A 20,504-nucleotide genomic window follows, 5' to 3' on the forward strand; every position below is an offset into this window, starting at 1 on the left:
GGATCGGCATCCTGATCGATCAGGTCTCGCCAGCAGAGTGCGTGAATTTCTTCACCGCAGCAGGGTATGAGCCAGATTGAAAGGAAAATGCTCTAGAAGAGCCTGAAGCCCATCTACACCCCGCTGCCGTGCGGTCAGTGGGCCGGATGCTCGCGGGATTTTCCGGCCAAAAGATCATCACAACCCATTCGGGTGATCTTCTGGCTGCCGTGCCATTAAAAGCGCTGCGCCGGCTTCGTCGTGTCGATGGGGATGTAAAGGCGTTCCAGATAGCGGACGGCGCAATTGACGAACTCGAGTTAAAGCGCTTGGACCATCATGTCCGCCGCCATCGCGGGGGCTTTTTGTTTGCGAAAGTTTGGATACTGGTTGAAGGTGAAACTGACGAAACCGTCTTCCAAGAATGTGCGCGTATCTTAGGTCACGACTTATTCGGAGAGGGAATCTGCTGCTTTAAGTTTGTGGAACTGGGTGTTGCCCCGTTCATCCGGCTTGCAGACCAACTCGGTATCAGCTGGATCGTTGTGGCAGATGGGGATGCAGCAGGAGGCAAATATGTCGCGACCGCACGAGGTCTTTTGAATGGTCGAAATGTCGACGAGCACATTGTTCAACTTCCGACTTATGACATTGAGACATTACTATGTCTGCACGGCTATGGTCACTTATACGCAGCCTCCGTGTCTCCCCAGAAACTTGCCGCCAACCCCAATCCTCATACTCACGGAACTGAGCAATACTGGGAACACGTTGTCAATAAGCTGCAGCCAGAAAAAGGCAAGCCGACAAGAATATTGCCTGTCATCGATGCGTTGGAGGACGCTGGCCCTCCAGCAGTGCCCCAGGTCATCAAGAGCGTGATCGATCAGGCACTCATTGCAGCCAAGGAAGGTGCATGATGGTTGACCTGTCTACATTAAACGATCGGCAGCTAGAAGCTGTCCGATGGAACGGCGGTCCACTTCTCGTACTAGCCGGCCCAGGGTCGGGGAAGACGACCGTTCTCACCAAGCGGATCGCATGCTTGCTGGAACAATCCAGCAGCGATCATTTCCGCATCTTGGCACTTACTTTTACAAATAAGGCCGCTTCTGAAATGCGGAATCGCATTGAAGCGTTTGTCCCTGGTTCTGGCAACCGGGTTCTACTAACCACCTTTCATTCATTCGCAGGCGACCTTCTCCGGCAGCATGGCCACCTGATCGGTCTACGGCCCGACTTCACCATTCTGGCCCAAGACGGAGAGCGAATCGCAGTGTTGGACGATGCAATCAGTCGCGTCACTGATGTTGATGTATCACAATATTCTGGCGAGCGCATATTGCCTCTGATTGGCCGAATTACCGAGAACGATGTGTCCCCCGACGTTCTACAAAACGTCTTAACCTCATTGCCGGAAGACCGGCGCGACGCAATTGGTCTAATATATCAACAATACCGCCGTTGCTTAATTGCGACGAACAGTTTGGATTTTCCTTCGCTTATAGGCGAGGCGCTGAAACTTGTGAGGGATAATCCTGCGGTATGCAAACAAGTAAAACGAATATACAAGTATGTTTGTGTCGATGAGTTCCAAGATACAAATTTATCGCAATATGCGTTTATGAAATTACTAGTTGGCGATAATGATAGAAACCTTTTCGTCGTCGCCGATGACGATCAAATCATCTATCAATGGAATGGTGCCAGTCCCGAACGTCTTCTGGGCCTACGTAATGATTTTGGCATGAGCGTAGTTCAACTGCCAGCCAACTATCGCTGCCCTCCGGCCGTCATTGACCTTGCAAATAATTTAATCGCTCACAATGTATCGCGCTCAACTAACAAGGACCGACTGCTGGCTCTCAAAACGGGGGCGACTGACCAAGCAATTCGTGTGTTTCGGTTTTCCGATTTCGATGATGAGTTGGCATGGGTTGCGTCCGATATTGCATCTAAGCCCGAGGTGGAAAAGGCTCGTTGCGTTGTACTGGCGCGCACTCGCAAAGCATTAGAAAAAGCCGTGGAAAAACTGGCGGCCAAAGGTGTTTCAGCCTACCTCGCGATGCGAAAGGACGAATTCGTAAGTGCGCCGTTACGGTGGCTTCATGCCGCGTTGCGTCTGGCAAACAGCCCCCAGGATCGGGAGCAGATTCAGCGTTTGACTAAGGCGTTTTACATCCTGGAAGGCCTGCAGATCGATGCGGCAGCGGTGGCCGCGAACGCACAAGCTTTTGAAGGTAGCTCTTTGCGTGCCTTCGTTGACCTAGCGCTTAAACACGACAACCTTAGCGACGCTACGCGAACATATATAGAGCATTCTCTGTCGCCTCTGATCGATAGACTCGATTTTCGGACTTTTTGCAAAGGGTCTTTCCCCTGGTTCGACTTGGTTCAAAACATAGCTCCAGACATGGAAGGCCATTTCGCCGATTATGCAGATGAGCGGTCCACTTGGCATTCGCTCGTCGATGAGATCGAACAGCAGTTTGGTGCCACAGCGACAACCCTTAATGTTCTTTTGCAAGAACTGAACATGAGATCGAAGACACCACCGCCGCCAAAGGGTGCAGTTCCTTGCTTCACGATCCATGCTTCCAAGGGAATGGAGTTTGGGCACGTCTATCTCATCGCCATGGTCGAAGATCAGCTGCCCAGTTGGGCGGCCGTTAAAAAAGGACCGCAGAGCAAGGAAATGCAGGAAGAACGACGTAATTGCTTCGTAGCAATCACACGCACCGAGGAATCGCTAACGATGACGTTTTCGGACCGGATGCTTGGGTGGAACAAAGCTCGCTCGCGGTTCCTCACAGAAATGGGTGTGGCATGAGCGGGGTATTCGAACTGACAATGCAAGACGCGGATAATACAAGACTGCCAAAAGCCACTGGAATTATCACCAAAATCGCATTTTAAATTTTGATCTTGAACCGAACACTTCATCGCCCTCAATTATAGATCTAAATTTACGAGATACTCCAGCCGCTCAGGTACCCTGCCCTTCCGCAACAGGCCCCAGGTCCAGCCTGACCTCGTCGTCCAATGCCTTCCCTCTGGCGAGCCGGCGTCCGACCGCTTCAATGAATCCGTCATACCGCTCTCGCCCCTTGCTCTGCGCTGCGGCAAAAGCCGCGTCGGGCAATGGCGGCGTGCTGGTCAGCCAGAATCGCACGAAAACCGCCAGCGATTCATTCGAAATCGTTACCCGTCGTTCCATGCGTTCCAGCTGCCGCGTCATCCGGTCCAGGCGTCGTGCCAACGCCGCTTCCAGCCGCTCCGGCCCGTCCGGCGACAGGAACGACGCCAGCGCCGTCTCCACGATCAGCGCCTGCGGCACCTTCTTGCGTGCGGCGTAATCGGCGAGCCTGACGCTGAGTTCGGCCGGGAGCCGGATCGTGTGTTTGATCCGCATGGCACTCATAGTCCCATCCGATCGCCAGGATCGAGCGACACCTGACGCGCGAGAGCCCGTTCCCCGCGCCGCAGTATCTGTGCCGGTGTGGTATCGTCCTCGGGTGTGTCCTCGGGCGGGTCGAACTCACGCACCGGCTTCCTTGGTGCCTGTACTACCTCTTCCTGTTCCGGCAGTTCCGGCTCACGGCGGATGCCGGCATTGGCGGGATCATCATCCCCATTGCTGGCAGGAGGCGGCTGCACCACGTCCGCCCAGCCCCCCGGCGGCGGCGGTCCGATGGGTGGCGTTCCATTCGGAGACGGCGGCAGCTCGAACCGGGGAGGCGGCAGGATGCGCGCGGCCAGTTCAGCGTCTTCGAAATACCGCGCCTTGCGCGCCCGGATAGGCGGCCAGCCGGACACCAGCACCAGTTCCTCGTCGGGAGGAAGCTGCATGATCTCGCCGGGCGTCAACAGCGGCCGTGCGGTTTCATGTCGTGTCACCATCAGATGCCCGAGCCACGGCGACAGACGATGCCCGGCATAGTTCTTGGCGTCACGGATCTCGGTCGCTGTACCGAGCGCGTCGGAAACCCGTTTGGCCGTCCGCTCATCATTGGTCGCAAAGCTGACCCGGACATGACAGTTATCGAGGATCGAGTTGTTCTGGCCGTAGGCTTTCTCGATCTGGTTCAGGCTCTGGCCGATCAGGAAGCTCTTGATGCCATAGCCTGCCATGAAGGCCAGCGCACTCTCGAAGAAATCCAGCCGTCCAAGCGCCGGGAATTCATCGAGCATCAACAGCAGGCGGTGACGGCGCTTCGCCTCCAGTTCCTCGGTCAGCCGACGGCCGATCTGGTTCAGCACCAAGCGCACCAGCGGCTTGGTGCGACTGATATCCGAAGGGGGCACCACCAGATAGAGCGTTGCCGGATGGCTACCGGCGACAAGGTCGCGGATCCGCCAGTCACAGCGCCGGGTCACATGCGCCACGACCGGATCGCGATACAGACCGAGAAACGACATGGCCGTGGACAGCACGCCGGAGCGTTCATTATCGCTCTTGTTGAGCAGTTCCCGCGCCGAACTGGCGACAACCGGATGCACGCCTTTCGCCCCGAGATGGGGCGTGGTCATCATGGCGCGCAGCGTGGTCTCAATCGCGCGTTTCGGGTCAGAGAGGAAATTGGCGACCCCTGCCAGAGTCTTGTCTTCCTCGGCGTAGAGGACATGCAGGATGGTACCGACCAACAGGGCATGGCTGGTCTTCTCCCAATGGTTGCGCTTCTCAAGGGCGCCCTCGGGATCGACCAGCACATCGGCAATGTTCTGCACGTCGCGGACTTCCCGCTCACCGCGCCGGACCTCGAGCAACGGATTGTAGGCCGCACTGGCAAGGCTGGTCGGATCGAACAGCAGCACCCGACCGAAACGAGAGCGCCAGCCGGCGGTCAGCGTCCAGTTCTCTCCCTTGATGTCATGGACGATGGCGGAGCCCGGCCAGGTCAGTAAGGTCGGCACCACCAAGCCGACACCCTTGCCCGATCGGGTCGGCGCGAAGCACAGCACATGCTCCGGCCCGTCATGGCGAAGATAGGCATCGGCCGAGCGACCCAGCACCACGCCATCAGGCGCGAGCAGCCCCGCCCGACGGATCTCGCGTGGCTCGGCCCAATGCGCCGAGCCATAGGTTGTGGCGCGCTTTTTCTCGCGGGCACGCCAGACGGACATTGTGATCGCGACGATGACGGCGACAATCCCTCCCGACCCCGCGATGTAACCGCCGGTGGTGAAGATGTCCGGTGCGTAGGCGTCATAGGCGAACCACCACCAGAAGAACTCCGGCGGGTAATAAACCGGCCAGCCGAGCAGCGTGACCCACGACGCACCAAGCTGCGGCTGGAAGCCGAGCCGCCAAGCAGTCCACTGCGTCGCGGCCCAGGTAAAGGCGAGGATCACGGTGCTGACGGCGCACACCGATCCCCAGAGGATCTTGGTCTGGTTCATGACAGGAACCGACCAAACGGCTCGATTTTCCGATACTCAAGGCCTAATTGAAGCGCTTTGGGTCGCCGGACGGGAGCGGATAATAAACGGACGGTTTCCCGCCGACCTTTACAGCGGCAAGAATATCGAGAATCGTGCGCGTGCTGACGCCACTTCGCTCGCCCTGTTCCAGCAATTCGACAAATGCGCGCTCGTCTTGACGAGTGGCAGGATAACAGAGCGATGGTGCCTTATTCCGCCTTGCCATGCAGGGAAACTCCGATTGCCTTGTCGTCGTATGTGGGAAAGAACCCGTTACGATAAAGATGCCTACACTTGAGGATCGCACCCTCATTCTGATCGTCGTAAGGGCGTCGATATTCATCGTCATTGACGACCGCTGCGCGCAACCCCAAGGCCCTGACTTTACGAGTCAAATATCGGCGGCAGATCCCGTGCGCCATGAAGCACGCGGACGATGCGTACCTCATCGACCAGTTCACGGAAGAACAGCAGATAGCGGCCGTGAACAATGACCCTCAATCCGGGGCTGATCTCGTCGCGCGCCGGAAAGCTCGCTGGATGTTCAGCCGCAACAGCGGCCTTCGCTTCCAGTTCAGCAACGAAGCTCATGGCCCGCTCGGGATTGTCCTCGGCGATATAGAGCGCGATATCCAGAAGGTCGGCACGCGCGGCCGGAGCGAAGCCGAGCCGTTTCATCCCTGCGCGCGACGGCGAGCGATCACGTCGCGCAATTCGGCGAAGACGGTCTCGGCCGAGATGCTCGACCCGCTTTCGTCGCCTATCCTGATCGCTTCCCGCAAGGCATCGAGATCACGACGGTCGGTATCACGTCGGCGCATCCATTCGCGCAACGCCTCGCGCACCACCTCGCTGGTCGAGGCATATTCGCCACCATCAACGGACTGGCGCAGGATCGCCGCCATCTCAGACGGCACGGTGATGGTCATACGTTCGATCGTGGACATGGAGCGGCTCCTTTCAGGCGAGCATACTTCATCATACTTATGAAGCGGCCATTTTGTCAGCCGAAAATCCGCAGGCGGGCCACCCGACGTCAAATCCCGAGCCCGCGCTTCCGCCCGAAATTCCAGTCCACCGATCCGCCCGGCGACAGGGTGCCGGAAACCTGCCGCCCGAGCTTCTGCTCCAGCGCCGGCCGCCACGGCACAAGCTGGAAGCCCAGCCCGTCATCGATCATCGCGAACCGTCCCGAGGATAGAACGACCCTCTGGCGATAGACTCCCGCGACAATCTCGCCTTCCTTCGCGGGCCGGTGTTCCAGCCCGGTCTGCGCCGCCAGCTTCGCCGTAGCCTGATCGAGATCGCGCTGACGCAGGGTGCCGATCAGGTCGGGAGCGAACACCACGCGCTCGCCCTGCCGCCGGGCGTTTCCCTCGGAAGCGAGATGATCGATCCGCCGCGCCATCGCCTCGCGGACCTCGGCCCCGAAGCCCGCATTGGCCAGCGCCGGATCCTTGGCGAGCAACTGGCGATCGAGCCAGGTCGCACCGGGCGCCGTCACCTGCTCGGCCAGCGTGAAGTCCGAGCGCGTGGCGAGCGACAGGCGCTGCGTGCCTTTGGCATCCTCCCAACTTCGGGTCTCGACGATCGCACCGGTCCTGGCATCACCGGTCAGGTCCAGATCGGGGAAGCGGACATGATGCGTCCGTCCGTCGGTCCCCGCGATCACCACGTAGCCCGAGCCCTTGAGTTCATCGTCCAGCCCGCGCTCCACCAGTCGGCCAATAACCGGATCGGCCAGCTTCTCTCCATGGATCGCGAAACCCGCGACATCGGGTTCCACCCCGCCGCCAGACATGGCGCGGTGCATGGTCTTGATGATGTCGCCCCGGATGGAAAGATCGCGCAGCGTGGTCTCCAGCCCCGGCTTGAGGGTCCAGCGCGCCACGCCAACGCGATCGGCTAAGCCGAGCCCTTCCAGCTTGGTCGCCCGGCCGACCAGCAGGCGGCGCAGTTCCGGGTCTTCGCCTCCTGCGCCGGGACGGAGATCGACAATGCCGCCGCCCTCGTCGCTAATGTCCTGCAACGCGCGATCGAGGCTGGTCCAGCGGTCGGCACCGATCTCGGTCTCCAGGGCGGTGCGGATTTCCTGCTCGCTGCGCGGGCCAAGCTCAAGCGTCACCCGTTCGGCGGCGCGGTCGCGCAGGCCCTGACTGATATAGGCGCGGCTGATCACCAGATCCTTGCCGTCATCGGCGACCCCGCGCACCAGGATGTGGACGTGCGGATTGTCGGTGTTCCAGTGATCCACCCCGACCCAGTCCAGTTTTGTGCCGAGGTCGCGCTCCATGTCCTGCATCAGTTCGCGCGCGAAACCCCGCAGATCCTCCATCCGCGCCGCGTCCTCGGGCGAAACGATGAAACGGAAATGGTGCCGGTCATCTTCGCACCGTTCCGCGAAGGCCTTGCTGTCCGCTTCGTCGGACCCGGCATCGAACAGATGGGCCTTGGCACCGTCGCGGGTCACGCCCTCGCGTCTGAGATAGGCGATGTGGCGGGCGAGCGGCGCGGAACGGAAGCGCGTACCCTGCTGGCGGACGACCCGCGCCTTGACCACAACGCGGCGAGCATTGCTGCGGAGCCGCATGGACAGCGCCGCACGTCGGCCGCGTCCGAAGCGGGAGCCGCCAGCGCCTCCCCCGCCCTTCGCGCCGAAACGGGTGCCGGTATGACCGGCCTTCTTCGCGGCACGCATGACCTCACCGACGAAGGATTTCGGGCGTGCGCCCTGATTGCCATGCTGGATGCGTCCGGGTCGGACAGTCAGGCCGTCATCGCGCGTCGCCATAGCCCGCTCTCCGCTTCGATGTGCGCCTGACGGCGCTGGGATCGTTGAAAACATTAGGAAAAATGCACGGACAGCCGCAGGCGGTGCGCGGTGAGAGGACAAATTCCCCAATCAAACCAACCACATGCAGCCCCGAACGGGCGCTGCTTTTACCTTGCCGTCCTTCCCTCCGTTGCCAGCCTCCCCCCAGCACCCCCTCCCCAAGGCACCCACAGCCCGCCAGCGCCCGATGGACAGGAACGAGGGTCATGGACGTGCTTCCCCATGCCGTGACGCGATGAACAGGCCGGCCGATTGCGGGGCGAGCGCCGTCCAGTCTGTCAGCCGGGAACCAGATGAACGTGCCGGATCGTGCGCGCTTTCGACAGGCCGGGACGCCTCGCCCCCACGCAGGAATGACGCCGGAAAGAGGGAGGAAATCTGCCAGGACGGTGCAGCCGAAGCACCAATCGCGATGTCATCGGCAGGCGGAAGAGCCAGCCGCGCGCTGACCGACGCGACGTAGTTCCGCGTCTCGTCAGGCAGTGGTCGGCCGGTTGCCAGATGCTCGTCATAGCGCGCGGGACCAGCATTATAGGCGGCGAGGAATCCGGCTTCGCCATAGCGATCCCGCATCCAGCGCAGATAGGTCGCCCCCGCCAGAATGTTGTCGTGCGGATCGAAGGGATCGTCGCCGAGGCCGAGCGACATACGCAGGCTGGCCCATGTTCCGGGCATCACCTGCATGAGCCCCATCGCACCCGCCGACGACACGGCATGCGCATCACCCCGGCTCTCGGCATGCAGGACGGCAGCAATCCATGAAGCCGGAATCTGCGCGCGCGTGGCTGCTTCCGCGATCATGTCGGCGTAGAGATCAGCGGCCGCGACATGCTCAGGTATCGTCATGGAAACGACGACCGGAAGCATGACACCGAGCAGACGGAGCGCCGCCTTACCGCCGGTCATCACGCTTCACCGGGCGGCTCCAGACCAGATGGAAGGCACGCCCCTGACGATCGGACTGGAACAGGTTGGCGCGGATCGGCTGCGCCAGCATGGGGTCGTCGAGAACCAGCGAGAGATAGGTGCCCGCCTTCTCGCCGGTGCGTTTCCAGGCCGCGCCGATCTCTGGTCCGGCATCGGCGTCACCGAGATGGACGCGATAGTCGGGCGCATGCTCGGCGTCCGACGATGTCGCCGGCACGATCGTCAGTTCGACGTCAAGGGCGAGCGTGCGCAGGCGACCGGCAAAGCCGTCAGAAGTGCGCGTGAAAGTACCGATCTGGGCCATGTCAGTCTCGTTTCTGGTTGGGGGTGGGAGACATCGGTGACGGCGCGAGCCACAGCGGCTGCGCGCGGCCGAGCACGGTGTCGACCGGCAGAACGCCGAAATAGCGGCCGTCGAGACTGGTCGGGACCGCTGCGTTCATGACGAAAATCTGCCCGGGCAGGACATGTCGGCAGCCCTGCCAGACGGGCAACGGACGGCCACGATGATCATGGACGAGTGCCTCGCCAAGCGCCTTACCATCGACCGAAACAGCGGCGCCGATGCGGCAGACCCGTTGCCCCGGCAGTGCCGCGACCGGTTTGAGCAGCGGCACACCAAGGGGCAGATAGCCGCCGCGCGCCAACATCGCGGCAATGTCGGCCGGTGGTCGGATCGCGATTAGGTCGCCGACATGCAATGAGCGTGTCGATTGCAGGCGATACAGCCCGACCGGCGTGCTGGCGGTGGCGTTCCAGATCAGCCGGGGCGCAGGATGGATCACCACTGACGTGCCAGCACCGAGTATTGCGAAATACGTGGCGAAGAACCAGCCAAAGCGCGTCATGACACCGCCCTCCGGCGCAGCCAGGCCTGATGGCGATCGCGTGTGTAGGGGCGTGGTGTCTGCCCGGCGAGCATCCGGTTGTGCAGGTGCCGCCAATGCTCGGGCGCCACGTCGACGGGGTCGATGCCGGTGGCTTCGATACGGTCGACGGCTTCGAGCACCAGCCGGACCTTCGGCCAACCGGTCTGGCGCAGCAGGCTTTCGCCACCGGGCCGCACGAACGGCACCGTCTGATACGGCTCACCCGGACGGGTGACGCGCACGATGTCGATGCAGGATACCACCGTGCCGTAATCGTTCGCTGCCCAGCGCAGGAAGGCGAACACGGCGTCCGGCGGAAAGCTCAGTATCCGTCGGCGACGATCGAGAATCTGCTCATGGGCGACAGGACCGAAGCGGATCCAGTGCTCGATGCGCTTCTCGATCCAGGTCAGTTCGACATGAGCGAGGGTGTCGGTCATGGCACATCTCCAGAGATATCGGGGAACTCGCGGGCCAGCAGCGCGCGCAGCATGTCGGCGACCGTGATGCCGCGCCGGAACGCCGCGACCTTGAGGCGGGCACGCAGCGCCGGCGTGACGTCGATGGTCAGCCGGGCGGTGAAACGGTTGGGGGTCACAGGCTTCTCCGGCGCCCTGACCCAGCGTTCGGGATCGGCGGGACGCGCGGCAAAGCCGGGCGGCGTGCGACGTTCCGTCATGGCGAAATTCCTTCACCGAGCGGCAGCACGGACGCGATACGATCACGCGCCTTCTGCGCCATGACAGGATCGATCTCGCAGCCGACATAGCGCCGGCCAGCCAATCGGCAGGCGACACCGACCGCGCCCGATCCGGCGAACCAGTCACCGACCAGCCCGCCCGGTGGGCAGCTCGTGCGGATCAGGATCTCCAGCAGGGCCACCGGCTTTTCGGTGGGATGGATGGCGCGGCCATGCGTATTGCGGACCGGAATCACGGAACGCATCAGGCGCGGACCGCCATCCTCGCTGACGTAATGGCCGGCATCGATCTGCCCCATATGCGGCGGCCGATGTTTCCGCCGCACCGTGCGCGCCCGCGCGTCGGGCGTGGTCGGGACCGCATTGTAGACGGCACGCCAAGGCGTATCGTCGCGATAGAACTGGACGATCAGTTCATGCACACGCCGGAAACGGTCGGCATGGAAGCTGGAGCCGTTCTGCTTCTCCCAGACCAGTTCCTGGGCATATTTCCAGCCCGCATTCCGAAATGCCGCGTTGGATGCGAGAAAGCTTCGCAGCGAACCGAACACCCAGAGCGAGCCGCTGGGTTTCAGGGCGGCGAGCGCCTTGCCGGGCCAGTCCACCACGCGTCGGTCCCATGCGAGCGACGTATCGCCATAGGGGGGATCGACCAGGATCATGTCGTAGGGGCCGTGCCAGGGCATCAGGAACGCGCTGTCGCCGGTCAGGAGGGTCATGGCACCAGCCCCCCGATCTCGGTCGTCAGGGCGGCGATTTCACGGGCTGCTATCCCATACGGCCGCAGGTCGCAGACCAGACGGCCGGTGCGCGCGGCGTCGGCGAAAGCAACCCGCAGGCCGATCCGCGCGGCGAGTGCCGCCGGCTCATGCCCGGCAAGCGCCATCCCGGTCTCGCGGGCAATGACCGTGCGCGCGGCACAACGGTTCAGCACGAAGCGGGCCAGCAGGCCAGGACGGAAGAAGCGCGCGTCCTCCAGCAGCCGTAGCATCTCGGCCGAAGCCCAGCCGTCGAACGGCGAAGGCTGCGCGGGGATCAGCACCAGGTCGGCGGCCAGCAGGGCGGAGCGCAGCAGTGCTGCCACCCGAGGCGGACCGTCGATGACGACGTGATCCACCCCCTGAGCCAGTTCTGGTGCCTCGTGGTGGAGTGTGTCGCGCGCCAACCCGATCACGCCGAACAGCCGGGGCAGTCCTTCCCGCGCGCGCTGCGCCGACCAGTCCAGCGCCGAGCCCTGCGGGTCGGCGTCGATGACCGTCACGCGCTGGCCTTCCCGAGCCCATTGGCCTGCGAGATGCAACGCCAGCGTCGTCTTGCCGACGCCCCCTTTCTGGTTGAGGAAAGCCACGATCATGGCCCCTCTCCGGGGCTTATCCACGGATCGGCAGGGGGGCCAACATCCTTAAAGTTAGATTCTTTTAAGTTAGAGTCTAAGTTAAGGGCGTCATAACTGCTTGATTCAACGACCTGATTCGGCGTTTCCCGCAAACGATAGCACGGATGCGGTGGCAGTGATGGCACGGATAAATCCACAACTGATAGCACGGATGAATTCACAGCTTGTCCACAGGCGCCTATGGATAATTTGACAGGCGCGAAGGCCAGCGTGTCATTGCCGTTACGGTCGGGGCGCACCGACAGCCGATAGCCGGGAAAGGGCTGCCGTTTCGCCATCTCGCGCAGTTCGAAGGCAAAGCGGCGATAGGGAGAAAGGCTGGCGGATTTTTCGTAGAGATGGCGCAGGCCGAAGGCCCAGCCCGCACGCTGGCGACCGCCATGCTTGCGCACGATGCGATAGAGCCAGCGCTCCAGACCGCCTGTGAGGCTAAAATAGACCGGGTCGATGGTCAGCACGAGCGCGTCATCGATTACCGCCTGGTAGAACCAGTCGGGCAGGATCAGTTCGATCACGCGGGTGCGTCCTTCCCGCGCGGTGTGCCGCTTCCATTCGTTGATCCAGGAAAACCGGTGCAGTTGGCCCTTCCCGGTCTGCCGGAGCGAAGTCTTGATCGTGGTGGATTGCAGCCGGTCGAAGGCCGCTTCCAGCCGCTCATAGTCCCGCGCGCTGTCGCCCCGACCGATGAAGGTCAGGATCTCGCGCGGGCTGGCCACCATCAGCCGCGATGTGCGCCGACCGGCGTCGCGCGCGGCAACGAGATGGCTGGCAGCCCAGATCAGCACGTCAGCGTCCCAGATCGTGGCCATGCCATGTTCGGCTGACGCCTCGACCCGAATGGTGACATCCGGGGTCCGATAATCGATCGGGACCATGCGAGGGGATTTGGCGAGGCTGAAGAACGGGAACGCCATCAGATCCTGCGCGTCACGAGGGGCGAAATCTCCCGCGATGGCATGGAAGAGTTCCAGTTGCTCGCGCTCGGAGCGCGTTCTGCCCGTCGGGGACATCAGCGCCGGCTCCCACGCGAGGTCGCCGGCGTCGGCGGGATCAGCGGGCTTTGCCGCGCGGCCGCTGACACGGTGCCGGCAGTGGTGTCCGAGGTGTGGGCGCGTGCCCCGCTCTCGACCCAGGCCTGCAACTCATCGACCCGATAGACCACGCGGCCGCCGAGCTTCGAGTAGCGCGGGCCGGTGCCGTAGATCCGGTGTTTTTCCAGCGTGCGAATGGAAAGCCCGACGAAGCGCGAAGCGTCGGGCGTGCGCAGATAGCGCGGCGGCAGGTCGCTGTAATTGGCGGACATGAGGAAGCTCCGTGATCGCTGTCAGAGGCCGCGGGACAAATGCGGCCAGCAGGGATCAGCGTGGCGGAGCGGGCGTATTCGAAACTAGGACCGATCTCGCCGGGGGGTGAGATCGGTCCTGGACAAGTCGAAAAAAATGGCGGTGCCGGCTATGACCGTCCACCGCCTTGCATGAACATCAATGAACGCTTCGTTATATAACTGCCAGTCTCGCGATGGCCCGCGTTACGTGATGTCGCGACGGGCGTCCGAAACGCGCTCGGCACGGCATCATGAAAATCAGAGAAGGCGCCCTGGCGCCTTCCGCTCGCGACGCGAAGCGGCGCGTTGTTCCGGCAAAAAACGAGACCGTAAATTACCTGAGAGGGATGCTGGAAAATCGAAAGCCCAGGTCGGTTTCAGTCCTGATCGTCGGGTTTCCCGATGGTCCGGCATCACTGACGTCAATCCATTCTGCTACCGCCCCCGAAACGGGTGCAGTAGCAGCCGCCGGTATCCCCCGTTGCTCAATCCCCGTGCAAAACGCACCAGCCGTTTCATACGGAAATGCAGATCGTGCGAGAGCCAGTCCCCAGCGGAAACCTCCCGACCGAACAGAACGCCGGCGATCTCGCGCTGCGAGACCCCGCCGTCCAGGCCGTCAAGCGTACGGAGCGCCAGGATCAGCCTGCTGATGCGATCGGATGACAGGCAGGCCGGGTCACGACCGGGAGGACTTCCGTTGAGGACGCGCCAGAGCCGCAGGGCGGCCTGAACACGCACCTCGAACAGCGCGTCGAGCGGCAGAAACACGCCGACTTGCGCGCCGGCAGGCGGCAGGACGTACAGCCGCAGGATCGTCTCCCCCCGTTCGATCAACACTTCTCCCGCCATGTCGGGCGGCAGTCCTGTCCGGGCGAGGGAGAGCGGACGATGCGCCGCGTCAGCCAGTGCTGTCGGCAGGGGGACAACCGCAATCACGGCCGGCAATACCGCAACAGTCCAGAGGGCGGTACGCGGATCGAGGGCCGTGCGGACACTCTCGAAATCGCAACCCCCAGCGCCGGGCGAAGGCCTCGGCGTCTGACGTGGACAACGCGGACCGGCGCGCGGCGCGCTGAAGGGCGGCCCGCTCACGGATAAAATCCCGATTGCGACTGACAAACTGCAAGGCAAAGGCAGGGGCGTCGAGCGACCGCAGGCCCTCGTACGCGCCCGCCGACCGCCAGTTGGCGCGGCTCATGGCGTCGTCTCCGATGCGTAACGGGTGGGAACAGGGCAAGCACTTGCTCGCGAGAGTATGCCAGACCGTCCCGCTGCCCGCTACGCCCCGGTCCTGCAACAGGCCTTGCGGATCACGCAACGATTTCCGGGTGTTTTAGTGAGGTGCGCCGCCGCGCAGGAGATGCCGGTAGCCATGCCCGGTCATCCAGTGCGCCCGCGCCAGATGGCTGTACCAGCAGCGGTGGACGCCCTCGGGATCGGCCGCCGGGTCGCGGTGGAGCACAATGCGGGCGACCTCGCGCCAGTCGGCGCCATCGGCCTCGGCGTCCAGCAGGCGGAGATAGGTGATCAGGTGCTGTTCGTCGTAGCCGGTGAGACAGGATGCTTCCGGGGCGCTGTCGGCAACGGACGGATCAAGCGGGGGCTTCTGCATGATGGAGCCGATCAGGTCGGAGAACGAACGCGACGCACTTTAGCCTGCCGCGTTTCGCTACCGGAAGTCTCGTGAAGAAACATGACGCCGCGTCCTTGTCCGGACTCGATGAACAGGATGCCCGCCGCTTCCAGCGCGCGGCGGACCTGGTCGGTCGTGCCCTCATGGACGCCGAGACCGCGTTCGGATTCAAGGCGCTTGAGCGCGGTCAGTGCTACGAGGGCCTTTTCAGCAAGCCTCTCCTGTGTCCAGTTCAGAAGTGCCCGTGCCGCCCTTATCTGTCGGCCAGTGATCATCCATGATCACATCCGACACACGGGGCATGCACACCAGAAATACGACTATAATAGTCGTATATTGAAGATTCAACACCGTTTTTTCAGCATGATGCCCGAAGAGAGTTGGTGGATTGTGGGCATGCACGATCAAACGAAAACCCCCGCCTTACGCGGGGGGCTCGTCGTCGTGGTATCTGGCCGCGAATTGCGCGCATGCCTGCTTCAGTTCGTGCTCGATCTGCCTGCGCTCGCGGTTGCTCAGGTGAAAGCTGGTCAGTTCGGCGCGCAGCATCTGGATCTGGTCGTGTAGCGTGGTCATCGTCCTGCTCCTTTCGTTTCTCGAAGACAGGACACCGCCTCATGCGCGCGGGAGCCGGGTCAGGGATCGCCGCAGGCGACCGGCTTGCCGGCGCGCGGGGGAGCCGATTTTGTTCGGGTCGGCCGGCAGGTCGGCTCGGGCAAAATTGGGGGGACCGCGCGTCCTTGAGGCGGTTCACGCCGGGCATGGTACAATGGGAAGACTGAGGGAAGCCCTCTTCCCCCTGCCCCACCCGAAGACAGGCCGATCGGATCGCGGGCGATAAGCCACGCCCATTCTTCCATTCCGGCCGCCACCACGAAGGCCCCGCCCGGACCGGCCGGGCGGGGGATCGCGTGCGCCTCAGTCGCCGTTGCGACGGCCGTTGGGGCGGGACCAGATCAGGCTGTAGCCCTCGCCGTCCTCGTCATCGAAGAGATTGGCGAAGATCGGGGCGTTGAAGCTGGGGTCATCGAGCTTGAGGCTCAGATAGTCGCGCCCTTCGTTGGAGCGCCGGGACCAGGCCGCTCCGATCTCCACCCGACCGACGAAGACGCGGTGGCTGGGGGCATTTTCGTTCGCGCGCGTGGTCTCGGGGGCGATGCGGACGTTCGGGGTCTGGAGCGAGAGGGTAACGATCTCGCCGTTATACCCGTTGCCGACTTTCTTGAAGGTGCCGATGGTGGCCATGATACTCTCCGTGATCTCTGTTATCGAGCCCGCACCATTGCGGCCTCGATGGCGATCGGACAGACGGAGGCGAGCGGCGACGCATCCCGCAGGGGCCGAAGCGCAGCGGAGGACGGCGGGACGGAATTTTCTTGCTGCGCGAGGAATGACGGCGCAGCCGTCAGGGGAAGAAAATTATGACCCGCTGTTGCGTCATAGCCGATCGAGGCGAAGCCGGACTTCGGCTAGATCAGCCATTTTGAGAGGTCGTATGGATGCGCGGCCAGACAGGGCACACATCACGGAGACCATGGCGACCCGCACAGCACACGAGATCCGGCGGCAACCAGAATGACGGCGTCATCCTCCCACCATACCAGCCAACCGAACCGGCCCGTTCCGGGACAGCGCCTCGCAGGACCTGCCCGGCTTTCCCCATTGCGATCGGCCTGCGGGCAATCAGAGCGCCAGTCCGGTTGCTTCAACAGGCGGACCGTATCAGGAACAGCGCGTCGCATCCGCGCTTCGCTGCCCATCGCTCCCCGCCTCGCGATGACGAGGAAAACAGGCCCGTGCCTGATCCATGCCTGCCCTCCGGATGCCGTGCAGGCCGTCAGACCCGCGCGATATTCCCGCTGGTGGGTTCGGGCGGGGCCATGCCGGTAAAGCGGGCGAACGCAATGTCGTCCACCAAAATATTGCAGACATAACAAAACCACAGAATTCCTTTAAGGAATTCAAAATGGACCACCTCACCAAGACGACAATTGGAGTGAAAAAATGCTTACTACTTCAGACATTATAGGATATTTTATAAAATACATTGCTCCAATATCTATTGCAGCCGCTAATTTTTTTAAGTTTATTTATAAAATACGATTTGGATTTCTTCACATATCAAAGTCAAAGACAGAAAGAATTTTTGCTCTTTTTTCTCAAGACCCGTGCAAAAATACAGCCAACAGATACGCGCTGTACATTGCGGTCGGAGATGCGTTGAGTAGCTTTTATCCAATACCTGAAATTGAATTCGCTTTTGCACGTAGCAATCCTCTCGTCATGCTACGAGACATGAGAACCGTGCGACACCTGGTGCGACTAAATGTAGAAAAAAACATCATCGAGAGTCCTCGAAACAAAAGTGCGAAATATTTCTACGTCCAGAGTAATTTATCTTATGGGGTATCTGCTTTTTCCTATTTTCCGGTGATGGCTTTTGCCATTTTTATCCAACATAAAAGTCAGGCTATTGGTGCATTTTTAGTTATTTCTTATCTTGTCCTCGCTATATTAGGTTTCTGGCGTGGCCTTCAAATGAACCGCGCATACCAGCTCATGCAAAGTGAAAAATTCTACCCCCGACTTTCATAGGAACCGACAAGACGGCGCTCACGCGCCGCCGCCGAACCGCAGGACTGGGATGCCGAGCCGCTTCGCCTTGTCGGCGAGGTTCTCCTGAATGCCGGTTCCGGGAAAGACGATGACGCCGATCGGCATGGTGTCGAGCAGCGCATCGTTACGGCGGAAGGGCGCTGCCTTGGCATGCTTCGCCCAGTCCGGCCTGAAGGCGATCTGCACGATCTCGCGGTGATCGGCCCAACGTGAGGCGATGAATTCGGCACCTTTGGGCGAGCCGCCGTGCAGCAGCACCATGTCCGGATGCTTGGCGCGTACCTTGTCCAGCCGGTCCCAGATCAGGATATGGTCGTCGAAGTCGAGACCGCCGGTCACGACCACCCTTGGGCCGGGCGGGACCAGCAACTCACCTTCGGCCTTGCGGCGGACGTTGAGGAAGTCGCGGCTGTCGATCATCGACGCCGTCATGGTGCGGCGCGAGACCAGTGAGCCGACTTTTGGCCGCCACGCGCTCATCGTCAGGCGCTCGAACTGCTCCTGCGCCTCGTCTCGGAAGATCTCGTAGGCGTTACGGCGCTCGATCAGGGTCAGCCCTTCGGCAATCAGTCGCTCCAGTTCCACCGACCGGATCTCGCTGCCGTCCTGTTCTTTCTGACTGTTCTTCTGCGCCTGCTCGTTGCGGTCAAGCTCACGCTCCACCTGGCCGACCATGCGATGGAAGATGTTGACCGTGGACCAGAGCAGGGTTTCGAGATCGGGTTCCAGCCGCGTGTCGGTCAGGGTCGCGGCGATGGCGTCGAAGACGTCGGCCACAGCGCCCCCGATGCGCGGAGCTTCGGGCAGAGGCCTTGGGTCCGGCTCGTCCTCGAAGGGACGGTAGCCATACATCTGGAGTTCCGCCAGCACATGGGCGGTCGGAGATGCGGCATGGTCGGGTTCGAAATCGTCTGTCAGGCGGGTCATGGGGCTGTCCTCCGGGATACCGGCCGCGCCCTTCGCGGCCTTTCCGGGGGCGGATAGCGGCAGACCAGGGACGGGACGGAACCGCGCGCTTGTGCGCGGCCGCAGCGCAGCGAAGGATGGCAGGGGGCCGGCTATTTTGCTTCGCGATGTAAAGCGCCCCCAAGGGGCGCGACGGAAAATAGTCGGCCCCCCGCCATTGAAGGCCCGGCCCGGCTGACGCCCGCTCCCCTCCAGAAAGGCCGGGACGCGGACCTGCCGGGCGGAAGGCAGGACAAGACCGCCGAAAGAAGAATGGGAACCACCCACCTCCCCTCTTTCCGGCCCGTTCAGGTGCCGGTAGTCTCCAGAAACCGCGCCACGTCCGATGGCGCGAGTTGCGGATGCAGGATCGCCCGCAGCGCGCCGGGTCCAAGGGCACGGAGATCGTCGTTGAAATCGCCCAGACGCGGTGACAGACCGATCAGCTCGATCCCGGCGTCCGTGGCCCGCGCATCGAGCGTCGCCAGCGCCTGATCCCCGGCCGGGTCGTCATCGCGCAGGACGTAAAGACGGCGCAGCAGCGGCGGAAAGATCAGGGCAGCGAGATGCGCCGAGGACAGGCAGGCGGCCAGCGGCAGATCGGGCAGAACCTGGCGGAGCGACAGGACCGTCTCGATGCCTTCCCCGGCGGCGAGCACGTCGGATGCGACCCCGAAGCGCACGGCATGGCCGAGCAGGCCGCCCAGGGCACGGCGCGGATGATCGACCGGCGCCTTGCCGCGCCCGTCCGCCGCCAGCCAGGTCCGATGAACCCCGGTCAGGGTGCCGTCGAGGTCGGTGACGGCGGTGATCATGGCGGGCCAGGTCTCGGTCGGACTGTCCTCGTCCGGGCGGTAAAAGCAGCGCGGATGGAAGCGCAGGGCTGCGGTTCCGTGCAAACGCGTAATGTCGCGTCTGCGGAGATACATTTCTACGGACGTGCCCGCGATCGGCCCGGACATGGCCCAGAGCCGTCGCGCGGCTTCGGACGAACTGGCGGAACCACGCTCACGGGCAGGCCGGTCCTGTGACGGCGGCACCGGATCAGGGCGAGGCAGACTGAGGAAGGCGCGCGCCTCGTCGACCACGTCGCGGAAATCCACCAGACCGAGGCTTTCGCGGATCACGTCAAGCAGGTCGCCATGCTCGCCAGACTGCGCATCGGTCCACTTACCGGCCCTGCCGTTGGCGGTATCGTGCAGCCGGACAAACAGCGACCGGCCGGGGGTGTTGCGTACGTTACCGACCAGCCAGTAATTGCCATGACGGCGACCGGCGGACAGATAGCGTCGGCATACCGCCTCCGCGTTCTCCGCCAGACGGTGAGCCAGATCCCCAGCATCATGTCCAGTCATCGCCTTGCCCTCCTGTGTCGGGATTGCCTCCGTCCAGGGCAATCGCCAGCCAGCGATCAGTGGTCATCCATGAAATCGCTTTGCGCCTGCCAAGGTCAAGCAGATGCGCGCCGCCGCTGAAGGCGCCGATCCGGGGGCGGGATGCCGTATTGGCCCACTGGAATCCCCATCGGCCCCGCAACCGGAATGTTCGCGCACAGCGCAGCACGAACTCCACAACCTGATGCGGATCTCCGGTCGTCTCATCGTGCATCCAGAGTTTCGTGCCGCCATATTCAGGCACGATCGACAGAATGAAACCGTCAGAGGGCGGGTCTTCCGCCGCCAGTTCGTCCATGAATTCATTGTAGAGATCGAGCCCCTTTGCGGCATTGTCCACCGTGCCCACGTCGAGCACGCAGGAAAAATGCGTGAAAAAATCAGCCATCGGAAAAACTCCCGAAACGAAAAAAGCCCGGCGCAGGGGCCGGGCTCGTAAAAACGTATTGGCGGAAATACAGAAA

Annotated in this window: 25 protein-coding genes and 2 pseudogenes; 4 read left to right on the top strand and 23 right to left on the bottom strand. The window is 62.3% G+C overall.

What is annotated here, in order from left to right:
- Positions 1–104: 104 nt before the first annotated feature.
- The 3 genes and pseudogenes from EDC31_RS18455 to EDC31_RS13545 all read left to right on the top strand — a co-directional run.
- Positions 105–323: pseudogene (locus tag EDC31_RS18455) on the top strand (DUF2813 domain-containing protein); the annotation flags it as partial.
- Between the two features lie 21 nt (positions 324–344).
- Positions 345–899: a TOPRIM nucleotidyl transferase/hydrolase domain-containing protein gene (locus EDC31_RS13540; RefSeq protein WP_307188346.1), complete on the top strand. Its 555-nt coding sequence runs from the start codon at positions 345–347 to the stop codon at positions 897–899.
- The gene (locus EDC31_RS13545; RefSeq protein WP_042059783.1) at positions 896–2,809 is read left to right on the top strand and encodes an ATP-dependent helicase; all 1,914 of its coding nucleotides are present in this window, start codon (positions 896–898) and stop codon (positions 2,807–2,809) included. The genes EDC31_RS13540 and EDC31_RS13545 overlap by 4 nt, the downstream gene beginning before the upstream one ends.
- Before the next feature lie 156 nt (positions 2,810–2,965).
- Here the strand turns inward: EDC31_RS13545 and EDC31_RS13550 are convergent, their stop codons facing one another.
- From EDC31_RS13550 to EDC31_RS13650, 20 genes and pseudogenes are all read right to left on the bottom strand, one after another.
- Positions 2,966–3,391 carry a CopG family transcriptional regulator gene (locus EDC31_RS13550; RefSeq protein ID WP_186820008.1) on the bottom strand — a complete coding sequence of 142 codons (426 nt, stop codon included), beginning with the start codon at positions 3,389–3,391 and terminating at the stop codon, positions 2,966–2,968.
- 5 nt (positions 3,392–3,396) lie between these two features.
- Positions 3,397–5,379, bottom strand: coding sequence for a conjugal transfer protein TraG (locus tag EDC31_RS13555; protein WP_042059787.1), 1,983 nt, complete (start codon positions 5,377–5,379; stop codon positions 3,397–3,399).
- A 405-nt stretch (positions 5,380–5,784) separates the two neighbouring features.
- A complete protein-coding gene (locus EDC31_RS13565) occupies positions 5,785–6,078 on the bottom strand; it encodes a type II toxin-antitoxin system RelE/ParE family toxin (protein WP_042059790.1) in 294 nt (97 codons plus the stop codon).
- The gene (locus tag EDC31_RS13570) at positions 6,075–6,347 is read right to left on the bottom strand and encodes a type II toxin-antitoxin system ParD family antitoxin (RefSeq protein WP_042059794.1); all 273 of its coding nucleotides are present in this window, start codon (positions 6,345–6,347) and stop codon (positions 6,075–6,077) included. Before EDC31_RS13570 ends, EDC31_RS13565 begins: the two co-directional genes overlap by 4 nt.
- An 89-nt stretch (positions 6,348–6,436) precedes the next feature.
- Complete coding sequence (locus EDC31_RS13575) at positions 6,437–8,191, bottom strand: relaxase/mobilization nuclease domain-containing protein (protein ID WP_042059796.1); 1,755 nt, start codon at positions 8,189–8,191, stop codon at positions 6,437–6,439.
- Positions 8,192–8,437: 246 nt separating this feature from the next.
- The gene (locus EDC31_RS13580) at positions 8,438–9,139 is read right to left on the bottom strand and encodes a lytic transglycosylase domain-containing protein (protein WP_042059798.1); all 702 of its coding nucleotides are present in this window, start codon (positions 9,137–9,139) and stop codon (positions 8,438–8,440) included.
- Positions 9,126–9,464: a DUF736 domain-containing protein gene (locus EDC31_RS13585; protein ID WP_042059800.1), complete on the bottom strand. Its 339-nt coding sequence runs from the start codon at positions 9,462–9,464 to the stop codon at positions 9,126–9,128. Before EDC31_RS13585 ends, EDC31_RS13580 begins: the two co-directional genes overlap by 14 nt.
- A gap of 1 nt (position 9,465) precedes the next feature.
- Positions 9,466–10,008: a S26 family signal peptidase gene (locus EDC31_RS13590; RefSeq protein ID WP_042059802.1), complete on the bottom strand. Its 543-nt coding sequence runs from the start codon at positions 10,006–10,008 to the stop codon at positions 9,466–9,468.
- The gene (locus tag EDC31_RS13595; RefSeq protein ID WP_042059803.1) at positions 10,005–10,469 is read right to left on the bottom strand and encodes a DUF2840 domain-containing protein; all 465 of its coding nucleotides are present in this window, start codon (positions 10,467–10,469) and stop codon (positions 10,005–10,007) included. The genes EDC31_RS13590 and EDC31_RS13595 overlap by 4 nt, the downstream gene beginning before the upstream one ends.
- Entirely contained in the window at positions 10,466–10,708 is a 243-nt protein-coding gene (locus EDC31_RS13600; RefSeq protein WP_132127103.1) for a ribbon-helix-helix protein, read from the bottom strand. Before EDC31_RS13600 ends, EDC31_RS13595 begins: the two co-directional genes overlap by 4 nt.
- Entirely contained in the window at positions 10,705–11,448 is a 744-nt protein-coding gene (locus EDC31_RS13605) for a DNA-methyltransferase (RefSeq protein ID WP_132127104.1), read from the bottom strand. Before EDC31_RS13605 ends, EDC31_RS13600 begins: the two co-directional genes overlap by 4 nt.
- The gene (parA, locus tag EDC31_RS13610) at positions 11,445–12,083 is read right to left on the bottom strand and encodes a ParA family partition ATPase (protein ID WP_132127105.1); all 639 of its coding nucleotides are present in this window, start codon (positions 12,081–12,083) and stop codon (positions 11,445–11,447) included. The genes EDC31_RS13605 and parA overlap by 4 nt, the downstream gene beginning before the upstream one ends.
- Positions 12,080–13,135: a replication initiator protein A gene (locus tag EDC31_RS13615; protein ID WP_042057536.1), complete on the bottom strand. Its 1,056-nt coding sequence runs from the start codon at positions 13,133–13,135 to the stop codon at positions 12,080–12,082. Before EDC31_RS13615 ends, parA begins: the two co-directional genes overlap by 4 nt.
- Positions 13,135–13,428, bottom strand: coding sequence for a helix-turn-helix transcriptional regulator (locus EDC31_RS13620; protein ID WP_042057538.1), 294 nt, complete (start codon positions 13,426–13,428; stop codon positions 13,135–13,137). Before EDC31_RS13620 ends, EDC31_RS13615 begins: the two co-directional genes overlap by 1 nt.
- Before the next feature lie 456 nt (positions 13,429–13,884).
- Positions 13,885–14,544 (bottom strand): DUF2285 domain-containing protein, encoded by a 660-nt coding sequence (locus EDC31_RS18210; protein ID WP_239641607.1) that lies wholly within the window; start codon positions 14,542–14,544, stop codon positions 13,885–13,887.
- Positions 14,510–14,650 (bottom strand): annotated as a pseudogene (locus EDC31_RS18215) (transcriptional regulator domain-containing protein); the annotation flags it as partial. The pseudogene EDC31_RS18215 and the gene EDC31_RS18210, both read right to left, overlap by 35 nt.
- A 135-nt stretch (positions 14,651–14,785) precedes the next feature.
- Positions 14,786–15,064, bottom strand: coding sequence for a DNA -binding domain-containing protein (locus tag EDC31_RS13635; RefSeq protein WP_042057542.1), 279 nt, complete (start codon positions 15,062–15,064; stop codon positions 14,786–14,788).
- A gap of 11 nt (positions 15,065–15,075) precedes the next feature.
- On the bottom strand, positions 15,076–15,360 hold the full coding sequence (locus EDC31_RS13640) for a helix-turn-helix domain-containing protein (protein ID WP_042057545.1): 285 nt from the start codon (positions 15,358–15,360) through the stop codon (positions 15,076–15,078).
- 148 nt (positions 15,361–15,508) lie between these two features.
- Positions 15,509–15,661: a hypothetical protein gene (locus EDC31_RS17760; protein ID WP_165920205.1), complete on the bottom strand. Its 153-nt coding sequence runs from the start codon at positions 15,659–15,661 to the stop codon at positions 15,509–15,511.
- 342 nt (positions 15,662–16,003) lie between these two features.
- On the bottom strand, positions 16,004–16,330 hold the full coding sequence (locus tag EDC31_RS13650; protein ID WP_012553539.1) for a DUF736 domain-containing protein: 327 nt from the start codon (positions 16,328–16,330) through the stop codon (positions 16,004–16,006).
- 759 nt (positions 16,331–17,089) lie between these two features.
- Between EDC31_RS13650 and EDC31_RS13655 the strand changes: the two genes are divergently transcribed.
- A complete protein-coding gene (locus tag EDC31_RS13655; protein WP_132127106.1) occupies positions 17,090–17,680 on the top strand; it encodes a hypothetical protein in 591 nt (196 codons plus the stop codon).
- 18 nt (positions 17,681–17,698) lie between these two features.
- Here EDC31_RS13655 and EDC31_RS13660 read toward each other — a convergent pair whose 3' ends face one another.
- The 3 genes from EDC31_RS13660 to EDC31_RS13670 all read right to left on the bottom strand — a co-directional run bounded on the left by EDC31_RS13660 (position 17,699) and on the right by EDC31_RS13670 (position 20,428).
- Entirely contained in the window at positions 17,699–18,628 is a 930-nt protein-coding gene (locus tag EDC31_RS13660; protein WP_042060505.1) for a DUF2493 domain-containing protein, read from the bottom strand.
- A gap of 326 nt (positions 18,629–18,954) precedes the next feature.
- Positions 18,955–20,001, bottom strand: a complete 1,047-nt coding sequence (locus EDC31_RS13665) for a DUF7146 domain-containing protein (protein ID WP_132127107.1) — start codon at positions 19,999–20,001, stop codon at positions 18,955–18,957.
- On the bottom strand, positions 19,988–20,428 hold the full coding sequence (locus EDC31_RS13670; RefSeq protein WP_034932795.1) for a hypothetical protein: 441 nt from the start codon (positions 20,426–20,428) through the stop codon (positions 19,988–19,990). The genes EDC31_RS13665 and EDC31_RS13670 overlap by 14 nt, the downstream gene beginning before the upstream one ends.
- Positions 20,429–20,504 lie beyond the last annotated feature (76 nt).

This window comes from Acidomonas methanolica (genome assembly GCF_004346035.1).
Lineage (GTDB): Bacteria > Pseudomonadota > Alphaproteobacteria > Acetobacterales > Acetobacteraceae > Acidomonas > Acidomonas methanolica.

Bases quoted from the DNA above. Each gene is read 5' to 3' on its own strand.
- EDC31_RS13545 (WP_042059783.1), top strand. From the start codon at position 896: ATGATGGTTGACCTGTCTACATTAAACGATCGGCAGCTAGAAGCTGTC.
- EDC31_RS13585 (WP_042059800.1), bottom strand. From the start codon at position 9,464: ATGGCCCAGATCGGTACTTTCACGCGCACTTCTGACGGCTTTGCCGGT.
- EDC31_RS13620 (WP_042057538.1), bottom strand. From the start codon at position 13,428: ATGTCCGCCAATTACAGCGACCTGCCGCCGCGCTATCTGCGCACGCCC.
- EDC31_RS13655 (WP_132127106.1), top strand. From the start codon at position 17,090: ATGCTTACTACTTCAGACATTATAGGATATTTTATAAAATACATTGCT.
- EDC31_RS13600 (WP_132127103.1), bottom strand. From the start codon at position 10,708: ATGACGGAACGTCGCACGCCGCCCGGCTTTGCCGCGCGTCCCGCCGAT.
- EDC31_RS17760 (WP_165920205.1), bottom strand. From the start codon at position 15,661: ATGACCACGCTACACGACCAGATCCAGATGCTGCGCGCCGAACTGACC.
- EDC31_RS13565 (WP_042059790.1), bottom strand. From the start codon at position 6,078: ATGAAACGGCTCGGCTTCGCTCCGGCCGCGCGTGCCGACCTTCTGGAT.
- EDC31_RS13615 (WP_042057536.1), bottom strand. From the start codon at position 13,135: ATGTCCCCGACGGGCAGAACGCGCTCCGAGCGCGAGCAACTGGAACTC.
- EDC31_RS13650 (WP_012553539.1), bottom strand. From the start codon at position 16,330: ATGGCCACCATCGGCACCTTCAAGAAAGTCGGCAACGGGTATAACGGC.
- EDC31_RS13605 (WP_132127104.1), bottom strand. From the start codon at position 11,448: ATGACCCTCCTGACCGGCGACAGCGCGTTCCTGATGCCCTGGCACGGC.
- EDC31_RS13635 (WP_042057542.1), bottom strand. From the start codon at position 15,064: ATGCAGAAGCCCCCGCTTGATCCGTCCGTTGCCGACAGCGCCCCGGAA.
- parA (WP_132127105.1), bottom strand. From the start codon at position 12,083: ATGATCGTGGCTTTCCTCAACCAGAAAGGGGGCGTCGGCAAGACGACG.
- EDC31_RS13670 (WP_034932795.1), bottom strand. From the start codon at position 20,428: ATGGCTGATTTTTTCACGCATTTTTCCTGCGTGCTCGACGTGGGCACG.
- EDC31_RS13665 (WP_132127107.1), bottom strand. From the start codon at position 20,001: ATGACTGGACATGATGCTGGGGATCTGGCTCACCGTCTGGCGGAGAAC.
- EDC31_RS13595 (WP_042059803.1), bottom strand. From the start codon at position 10,469: ATGACCGACACCCTCGCTCATGTCGAACTGACCTGGATCGAGAAGCGC.
- EDC31_RS13550 (WP_186820008.1), bottom strand. From the start codon at position 3,391: ATGCGGATCAAACACACGATCCGGCTCCCGGCCGAACTCAGCGTCAGG.
- EDC31_RS13590 (WP_042059802.1), bottom strand. From the start codon at position 10,008: ATGACGCGCTTTGGCTGGTTCTTCGCCACGTATTTCGCAATACTCGGT.
- EDC31_RS13570 (WP_042059794.1), bottom strand. From the start codon at position 6,347: ATGTCCACGATCGAACGTATGACCATCACCGTGCCGTCTGAGATGGCG.
- EDC31_RS13575 (WP_042059796.1), bottom strand. From the start codon at position 8,191: ATGGCGACGCGCGATGACGGCCTGACTGTCCGACCCGGACGCATCCAG.
- EDC31_RS13660 (WP_042060505.1), bottom strand. From the start codon at position 18,628: ATGACCCGCCTGACAGACGATTTCGAACCCGACCATGCCGCATCTCCG.
- EDC31_RS13580 (WP_042059798.1), bottom strand. From the start codon at position 9,139: ATGACCGGCGGTAAGGCGGCGCTCCGTCTGCTCGGTGTCATGCTTCCG.
- EDC31_RS13640 (WP_042057545.1), bottom strand. From the start codon at position 15,360: ATGATCACTGGCCGACAGATAAGGGCGGCACGGGCACTTCTGAACTGG.
- EDC31_RS13555 (WP_042059787.1), bottom strand. From the start codon at position 5,379: ATGAACCAGACCAAGATCCTCTGGGGATCGGTGTGCGCCGTCAGCACC.